This is a genomic window from Massilia sp. HP4, from assembly GCF_005222695.1.
GTDB lineage: Bacteria > Pseudomonadota > Gammaproteobacteria > Burkholderiales > Burkholderiaceae_D > Telluria.
The window spans coordinates 25,544-33,773 of the sequence record NZ_STGG01000007.1 but is presented as its reverse complement, the minus strand read 5'-3'; the positions used below and the strand labels follow the sequence as shown (position 1 = coordinate 33,773).

General features: G+C 65.9%; 7 protein-coding genes. All 7 read left to right on the top strand.

Features of this window, described 5'->3' with window-relative positions; translation table 11 throughout:
* Window positions 1–48 precede the first annotated feature (48 nt).
* Window positions 49–2,118, top strand: a complete 2,070-nt coding sequence (locus E8M83_RS02055) for a M3 family metallopeptidase (protein WP_137171739.1) — start codon at window positions 49–51, stop codon at window positions 2,116–2,118.
* 45 nt (window positions 2,119–2,163) lie between these two features.
* Window positions 2,164–2,589 carry a DNA polymerase III subunit chi gene (locus E8M83_RS02050; protein WP_137171738.1) on the top strand — a complete coding sequence of 142 codons (426 nt, stop codon included), beginning with the start codon at window positions 2,164–2,166 and terminating at the stop codon, window positions 2,587–2,589.
* Window positions 2,586–3,020, top strand: coding sequence for a hypothetical protein (locus tag E8M83_RS02045; RefSeq protein ID WP_137171737.1), 435 nt, complete (start codon window positions 2,586–2,588; stop codon window positions 3,018–3,020). The genes E8M83_RS02050 and E8M83_RS02045 overlap by 4 nt, the downstream gene beginning before the upstream one ends.
* A 145-nt stretch (window positions 3,021–3,165) precedes the next feature.
* Complete coding sequence (locus E8M83_RS02040) at window positions 3,166–3,498, top strand: H-NS family nucleoid-associated regulatory protein (RefSeq protein WP_137171736.1); 333 nt, start codon at window positions 3,166–3,168, stop codon at window positions 3,496–3,498.
* A gap of 82 nt (window positions 3,499–3,580) precedes the next feature.
* Complete coding sequence (locus E8M83_RS02035) at window positions 3,581–5,722, top strand: NHL repeat-containing protein (protein WP_137171735.1); 2,142 nt, start codon at window positions 3,581–3,583, stop codon at window positions 5,720–5,722.
* Between the two features lie 72 nt (window positions 5,723–5,794).
* A complete protein-coding gene (locus E8M83_RS02030; RefSeq protein WP_137171734.1) occupies window positions 5,795–7,333 on the top strand; it encodes an FAD-dependent oxidoreductase in 1,539 nt (512 codons plus the stop codon).
* A 121-nt stretch (window positions 7,334–7,454) separates the two neighbouring features.
* The gene (locus tag E8M83_RS02025) at window positions 7,455–8,153 is read left to right on the top strand and encodes an SIMPL domain-containing protein (protein ID WP_137171733.1); all 699 of its coding nucleotides are present in this window, start codon (window positions 7,455–7,457) and stop codon (window positions 8,151–8,153) included.
* Window positions 8,154–8,230 lie beyond the last annotated feature (77 nt).

Below are 8,230 nucleotides of genomic sequence, written 5' to 3'. Positions count from 1 at the left end.
ACAATCACCGCGTCGGCGGCAGAGCCGCCGACCCTACGAAGGACTACGATGACGACCGCTACCAACCCCCTCCTCGACTTTTCGGGCCTGCCGCGCTTCGACGCGATCAAGCCCGAACACGTCACGCCCGCCATCGAACAACTGATCGCAGAAGCGAATGCCGTCGTGGCCCGGCTCGAAGCCCCGGTCGATGACGTCACCTGGGAAACGCTCGCCCCGCTCGACGACGCCAGCGAACGCCTGGGCCGCGCCTGGGGCGTGATCGGCCACCTGAACCACGTGGTGGACACGCCCGAACTGCGCGCCACCTATAACGAGAACCAGCCGAAGGTAGTGGAATTCTCTACCGCCATCGGCCAGAACGAGGCGCTGTTCGCCAAGTACAAGCAGCTGCGCAACGGCCCGCACTGGGACAGCCTGAACCCGGTCCGCCAGCGCATCGTCGACAATGCCCTGCGCGACTTCCGCCTGGGCGGCGCCGAGCTGCCCGACGATAAAAAGCCGCGCTTCGCCGAAATCCAGGAACAGCAGTCGCAACTCTCGACCCGCTTCTCCGAAAACGTGCTGGACGCGACCAACGACTACAAGCTGGTCGTCGAGAGCGAACAAGAACTGGCCGGCCTGCCCGATGACGTGAAGGCTGCCGCGAAAGCCGCCGCCGAACGCGATGGCAAATCCGGCTGGCTGTTCACCCTGCACTTCCCGTCCTACTTCCCGGTGCTGCAGTTCGCCGACAACCGCCTGCTGCGCGAAAAGATCTATCGCGCCAGCGCCACCAAGGCGTCGGACGCCGGCATCATGTTCACCGAGGTCGAGAAGTGGGACAACTCGTCGAACATCGTCAACCTGCTCAAGCTGCGCAACGAAGAGGCGCGCCTGCTCGACTACGGCAGCTTCGCCGACGTCTCGCTGGTGGCCAAGATGGCGCAGAGCCCGCAGCATGTGATCGAGTTCCTCGAAGACCTGGCGCGCCGCGCCCGTCCGTACGCCGAGAAGGACCTGGCCGAGCTGCGCGAATTCGCCCGCACCGAACTGGGCATCGACGAACTGCAATCCTGGGACGTCACCTATGCCTCCGAAAAGCTGCGCGAACAGCGCTATGCCTTCTCGGCCCAGGAAGTGAAAGAGTACTTCCCCGAACACAAGGTGATCGAAGGCCTGTTCGGCGTGATCCGCCAGCTGTTCGAAGCCGACGTGATTCCCGAGGAAGCGCCCGTGTGGCACCCTGACGTGCGTTTCTACCGCATCGAACGCAACGGCCAGCTGGTCGGCCAGTTCTACCTCGACCCGTATGCGCGCGCCGGCAAGGCGCAGGGCGCCTGGATGAACGATGCGCGCGGCCGCCGCCTGCTCGATGGCGGTACCGTGCAGACCCCGGTCGCCTACCTGGTCTGCAATTTCACGCCGCCGGCCATTAGCGACGGCGTGCTGCAGCCTTCGCTGTTCACGCACGACGAAGTGACCACCCTGTTCCACGAATTCGGCCACGGCCTGCACCATATGCTGACCGAAGTCGAAGAGCTGTCGGTGGCCGGCATCTCGGGCGTCGAATGGGATGCGGTGGAGCTGCCGTCGCAGTTCATGGAAAACTTCTGCTGGGAGTGGGACAAGCTGCAGCAGATGACGGCCCACTACAAGACCGGCGAACCGCTGCCGCGCGCGCTGTACGACAAGATGCTGGCGGCGAAGAACTTCCAGTCCGGGATGCAGACCCTGCGCCAGGTCGAGTTCTCGCTGATCGACATGCACCTGCACTACGACTTCGATCCGCACAACCAGCAGGTGCAAAGCCTGGTCGACGACATCCGCCGCAACTTCGCCGTCATCACGCCGCCGTCGTTCAACCGCTTCCAGCATTCGTTCAGCCATATCTTCGCGGGCGGTTATGCGGCCGGCTACTACAGCTATAAATGGGCCGAGGTGTTGTCCGCCGACGCCTACGCCGCATTCGAAGAAGCCGTCGAAGGCGGCGCCGACCTGTTCGAAACCGGCCGCCGCTTCCAGCGCGAGATCCTGGCCGTGGGCGGTTCGCGTCCGGCGCTCGAATCGTTCAAGGCCTTCCGCGGCCGCGAGCCCTCGATCGACGCCCTGCTGCGCCATAGCGGCATGAACGCATAATGTGAAGGGAGGGATGTTTGTCCCTCCCGCTTTTTTAGTAATGCCATGACCCGGATCGACTTCCATACCAATATTCCCGATAAGCTGTCCTATGCCTGCCGGCTGGCGCGCAAGGCATATGGCGCGCGCGCCAAAGTCGTGGTGCTGGCAGAAAGCCAGGAGCAGGCCGAAGCCTTGAATGCGGCGTTGTGGAACGTGGGGGATACCGATTTCATTCCACACGTGATGGCTGCCGATCCGCTGGCGCCGCAAACGCCGATCGTGATTACCGATAATGAAGACGCGCCACTGCCGCACCACGATATGCTGGTCAACCTCACGCGCCGCACGCCGAACAATTTCGCGCAATTCGCGCGCGTGTTCGAAATCATTTCAATCGATGAGGACGATGCCGCCGAAGGACGCAAACGCTATGTCGCATATAAAAAGCAATCCTATCCATTGACCCACTTCGTCGCAGGACAGACATGAACCAGGATCCCGCTTTCGATGCCAGCATTCCCGTATTGACCGAAGTCGTCGCCGAATCGTCGACGCCACAAGTGCCGAGCGCGCCGGTGACGCCAGTGCTGTCGGCGGCCCCGGTCGCGGCGACCAACGACGGGGATGGCGGCGACCCGGACTCGCCAGAAGGCCTGGAACGGCGGGCGGCCGACCGCTGGAGCGGCGAGCAATGGAGCGTCATGGAACGCCGCCTCACCGAACGCGTACTGCAGCAATTGCAGGGCCGAATCGATTTCGTGCTCGAACAGCGGCTGCGCGACGGCATCGCCGAAGCAGTGGATAAAGCGATGGCGGGTTTTTCCGCCGAGATTCGCACAAGCCTGCACGACACCCTGGGCCAGGCCGTGACCCGCGCCGTTTCCCAAGAAATTTCCCATCTCCAGAATTTGGGCAAATAACCCCGTCTGCATTAACGATTTGCCACGGATTTGATTCGAAATTAACCCCGCGCACGATTGTCATTCATATTTGACGATTAAATAGTAAAATCCCTGCGCGGCACTTCGAAACGAATCGAATCACCTCATCAAGGATGGAAACAAAATGGCAAATATCGATCTGTCGGGTTATAACCTCGCCGAGCTGAAAGGTCTTCAATTCGATATCGAAAAGGAGATCAAAAACCGCCAGCAGCAAGACGTCAAGAAAGCACGCGAGCAGATTCTCGAGATCGCCCAGAATATGGGAATCTCGGTCGAGGAATTGCTGGCCAAGGGCGGCGCCAAGGGCAAGAAGGCGGGCAGCGGCGCCAAGGTGAATCCTCAATACCACAACCCTGCCGACAATTCCCAGACCTGGACCGGCCGCGGCCGCCAGCCGAAATGGGTGGTCGAGGCGCTGGGCAAGGGCAAATCGCTGGACGATCTGCGGATCTGATCCTTTCCGCGTCATTCCTCGTGGGGTGGACGGCGTTGCCGCCCACCCCACGTGCATTTTGAACAATCATTCGGCCGTACTCGTGAAACGAACTCCCCTCATCGCCGCGCTCGTGGGCGCCGCCATCCTGGCCATCGGCACGGCCGTCTACTTCACCGACACCATCGAGCAACGCCCCGGCGCCCTGGCCATCCTGACGCCGCCGGTCGCCAAGACCACGCCGTTCTGGCCCGCACGGGTAAGCCTGCTGGCCGGCGACGGCCGCGATGGCGCAGTCGACGGCCCGGCCAATACCAGCCGCTTCAGCGACCCGTATGGCGTGGCGATCGGCCCGCGCGGCGCGGTCTATGTCGCCGACGGCGGCGACGCCAACCGCATCCGGCTGATCCAGCCCGATGGCGCGGTCTCGACCCTGGCCGGCGGCAAGGAAGGCTTTGCCGACGGCATCGGCGCCGCCGCCGCCTTCCACACCCCATCCGCCATCGCGCTCGACCATGAAGGCAACCTGTACGTGGCCGACACCGGCAACCACGCGGTGCGCAAGGTGGCGCCCGATGGCGCGGTGACCACCTTGGCCGGCAGCGGCAGCCCCGGCTACCTGGACGGCGTGGGCCGTGCGGCCCAGTTCAACGGCCCGGTCGGCATCGCGGTGGACGATGCCGGCATCGTCTACGTGGCCGACACCTACAACGACCGCGTCCGCCGCATCGCCCCTGACGGCACGGTGACGACGCTGGCCGGGAATGGCAAACCCGGCTTGCTCGATGGCGCGCTGCTTGACGCCGGCTTCGACACCCCGAGCGCGCTGGCGGCTGGCCGCGACGGCACGCTGTACGTGGCCGACACCGGCAACCACGCGGTGCGCCGCATCAAGCCCGACGGCACGGTCGACACGCTGGCGATCCCGCTCGAAGGAGAAGTCCGCCCGCCGCTGCGGCGTCCGGCGGGCCTGGCGCTCACGCGCGACGGCTACCTGTACATTGCCGCCAGCTCAGGCGGGCGCATCCTGCAACTGACGCCGGAAGGAGAACTGCGGCCGCTGCAGGACGTCGACCGCCCGCTCGACCCGAACGGCTTCGGCAGCGACGGCACGGTGCAGCTGTACGGCCCGCGCGGCATCGCGGTCGGCCGCGATGGCAGCCTGGTGGTGGCCGATGCCAATGCCCACCGCGTGCACCGGCTGGCGCCGCCGCGCGAGGGTGAAGCTGCGCCGGTGCTGGCGCGTCCGGCGCTCGTCAAGCGCAGCGAATCGATGCCCTGGCCGGTCGGCCCGCAAGACATGGCGCATGAAGTCGTCGGCGTGATGGGCGAGGTGCGCGGCGCCTATAACGGCGACAGCCGCCACCACTTCCACGCCGGTCTCGACGTGCGCGCCGACGTCGGCGCCAAGGTGCTGGCGGTGTTCCCATCGAAGGTCACCGACCCGCATGCCAACTGGGGTTTCAATACGCTCAGCGAAGGCCTGAGCGTGGGCACGCTGTCCTATATCCACATGCGCGTCGGCCGCGATCCGCAGGGCCGGCCGCTCGATCCGCGTTTCCAGATCCTGCGCGACGCCAAGGGTAAAGCAGAGCGCGTGCGCGTCCCGCGCGGCACCCGCTTCGCGGTGGGCGATCCGCTCGGCACCATCAATGCCATGGCCCACGTCCACCTCGACTACTACCAGGGCGGCAACGTGGTCAATCCGCTGACGCTGCCGTTCGTGGGCTTTCGCGACACCGTCGCGCCGGTCATCCAGAGCATCGCGTTGTACGACGGCGCCGGCAAGCGCATCGTGGCCAGGAAGGGCCAGCCGATCCGGCTGGCGCGCAGCCTGGGCGACGTGCAGGTGGTCGTCAACGCCTACGACCAGGTGAACGGCAACCTGGCGCGCCGCAAGCTCGGCCTGTACAAGCTGGGATACCAGCTGCTGCGCGCCGACGGCACGGCGCTGCCCGGCTACGAACATGCCGTCATCACCCAGGCCTACGACCGCCTGCCGCGCAACCAGGACGCCGTCAAGGCCGTGTACGCGCCGACCAGCGGCATCACGGTCTATGGCAGCAAGTCGACCCAGTTCGACTACGCGCTCAACAACCGCCTGCAGGATGGCGAGATCCAGACCGGCAGCTGGCGCATCGGCGAACTCGCGCCGGGCCAGTACATCCTGCGCATCCACGCCGCCGACTTCGCCGGTAACCTGGCGCAGGAGGGACGCGACCTGGATTTCGAGGTAGTAGACTGACCTGACCGGCAAACGTCCGCGGAACCATTGCGCCACGCCGGCATCTGAGTAAAATAGATGAAGGAGACGGCGGTGGACAGGTACGACGTGCTCATCGCCGGCGCGGGGCCGACCGGCATGGTCCTGGCCCTGTGGCTGGCGCACCAGGGGGTCAAGGTCGCGATCGTCGACAAGGCGGCGCAGCCTGGCACGACCTCGCGCGCGATGGCGGTCCAGGCACGCACGCTCGAACTCTATCGCCAGCTCGGGCTGGCCGACGAAACGATCGCCGCCGGCAAGCGCAACGTCGCCCTGAATATGTGGATCAAGGGCAAACGCCGCGCACGCCTGTCGCTGCAGGATGCCGGCGACAAGCTCACCCCCTATCCCTTCGTGCTCGTGTATCCGCAAGACCAGCACGAACGGCTCCTGCTGCGCCACCTGGAGAAAGCCGGGGTCCACGTGCAACGGCTGGTCGAGCTCCTTGCCTTCGAAGACCGCGAAGACTACGTGGTGGCGCGCCTGCGCGACGCCGACGGCGGCCTGCGCGAATGCGAGGCACGCTTCCTGGCCGGCTGCGACGGGGCCAGCTCCACCGTGCGCCAGACGCTCGGCGCCGGCTTCCCGGGCGGTACCTACGACCACATTTTCTATGTCGCCGACGTCCAGGCGGCCGGTGTCGCGGCCGACGGCGAGGTGCATGTCTCGCTCGAGACCGCCGATTTCGTGCTGATGCTGCCCTACACCGATACCGGCCGCGGGCGCCTGGTCGGCACCGTGCACGGGGTCCACGCCGGGGGCCGCGACGGCGGCGGCCCCTACACCTTCGACGACGTCAGCCACCGCGCCCTGTCCAGCCTGGGGCTGCGGGTCGACCAGGTGCACTGGTTCTCGACCTATCGCGTGCATCACCGCGTCACCAATCACTACCGCAGCGGCCAGGTGTTCCTGGTCGGCGACGCCGCCCACGTGCACAGCCCGGCCGGCGGCCAGGGCATGAACACCGGCATCGGCGACGCCGTCAACCTGGCCTGGAAACTGGCCGCCGTGGTGCGCCACGAGGCGCCCGACAGCCTGCTCGACAGCTATGAAACCGAGCGCATCGCGTTCGCGCGCAAGCTGGTCGACACCACCGACCGCATGTTCAACTTCATCACCGCCGAGGGCAACTTCGCCGACTTCATGCGCACCCGCATTGCACCGCTGTTCGCCACCGTCGCCTATGGCATCGATGCGATGCGCGACCTGATCTTCAAGATCGTCTCGCAAATCACGATCGACTACCACGATAGCCCGCTCAGCATCGGCAGCGCAGGGACGATCACGGCCGGCGACCGGCTGCCCTGGGTCGAGGCCGATGGCGTGGACAACCACGCGCCGCTGGACAAGATCGACTGGCAGGTGCAGGTCTACGGCGAAGCGGGCGACGGCCTGCGCGCCTGGTGCCTGCTGCACGGCATGCCGATCCGCGAATTCGCCTGGAGCCGCCGCCACGAAGAAGCCGGCTTCGCGCGCAACGCCCACTATCTCGTGCGACCAGACGGCCACGTCGCCCTGTGCGATCCCAGCCACGGGCCGGACGCCGTCGCCCATTACTTCCGCGACCGGGCCTACCGGCGCTTCTGCGACTGACAGTCCATGTCATCCATCGCTCATGCAAGCCACATGGAATAGCGCGCACTTCTAGACATCAATGTCTAGATAACCTAAGCTGACCGTCACCGGGAGTGATCCCGCCATCACAAGGACCGTCATGCTCAAGCAATTCGCCGTCGCACTCGCCGTCGCAGCCTCCCCCTTCGTTCCGGCGCTGGCCGCCGACCTCCCGTCCTATCCCTTCATCCACGTGAACGCCGCCGCCGACCTGCACGTGATGCCGAATACGGGCGAGATCGATTTCGAGATCGTCAGCCAGGACGCCGACCTGGAGGCGGCCTGGAAGCTGGTGAGCGAGCGGCTCGACGCCAGCCGCGCGCTGCTCGCCCAGCATGGCGTCGCGGTCGAGGACATCTCGGTGCAAGACCTGTGGCGCCGCCCGCTCAAGCAGGGCGATACGGTGCAGGCGATCGAGACCCGCGCCGCGATCCATGCCACGGTGCGCGACCTGGATGGCTGGACCGCGCTGATCCAGGCCCTGATGGCGATGCCCAACGTCGAATCGCTGGCCGTGGCCTTCAGCCGCAGCGACGGCGACAAGATCGAGGCCGAGCTGGTGAGCCAGGCGCTGGGCGCCGCGCGCCTGAAGGCGCAGAACATCGCGCGCGGCATCGGCGCCAAGCTCGGACCGGCCAACGGCGTCGCGCTCGCCCCACTGAAAAACCTGTCGAATGCGATGGGCCTGGCCGCCGACGGACCGCGTCATGCCCCGGTCGCTGCGCCGCGCGATCCGCTGCTGGTCGGCGTGCAGAAGCTGGTGCAGGGCGTGGACGTCATCTATCGTATCGCGAAGTAAACGCGCCGGCCCGCGCGGCCCGATGTCATCTTCCTGTCATGTGGCGACAGACTGGACAGTAAGCAAGCGTATGCTAG

Excerpts from the sequence above, each read along its gene's own strand:
- E8M83_RS02050 (WP_137171738.1), top strand. The coding sequence starts at position 2,164 with ATGACCCGGATCGACTTCCATACCAATATTCCCGATAAGCTGTCCTAT.
- E8M83_RS02040 (WP_137171736.1), top strand. The coding sequence starts at position 3,166 with ATGGCAAATATCGATCTGTCGGGTTATAACCTCGCCGAGCTGAAAGGT.
- E8M83_RS02045 (WP_137171737.1), top strand. The coding sequence starts at position 2,586 with ATGAACCAGGATCCCGCTTTCGATGCCAGCATTCCCGTATTGACCGAA.
- E8M83_RS02055 (WP_137171739.1), top strand. The coding sequence starts at position 49 with ATGACGACCGCTACCAACCCCCTCCTCGACTTTTCGGGCCTGCCGCGC.
- E8M83_RS02025 (WP_137171733.1), top strand. The coding sequence starts at position 7,455 with ATGCTCAAGCAATTCGCCGTCGCACTCGCCGTCGCAGCCTCCCCCTTC.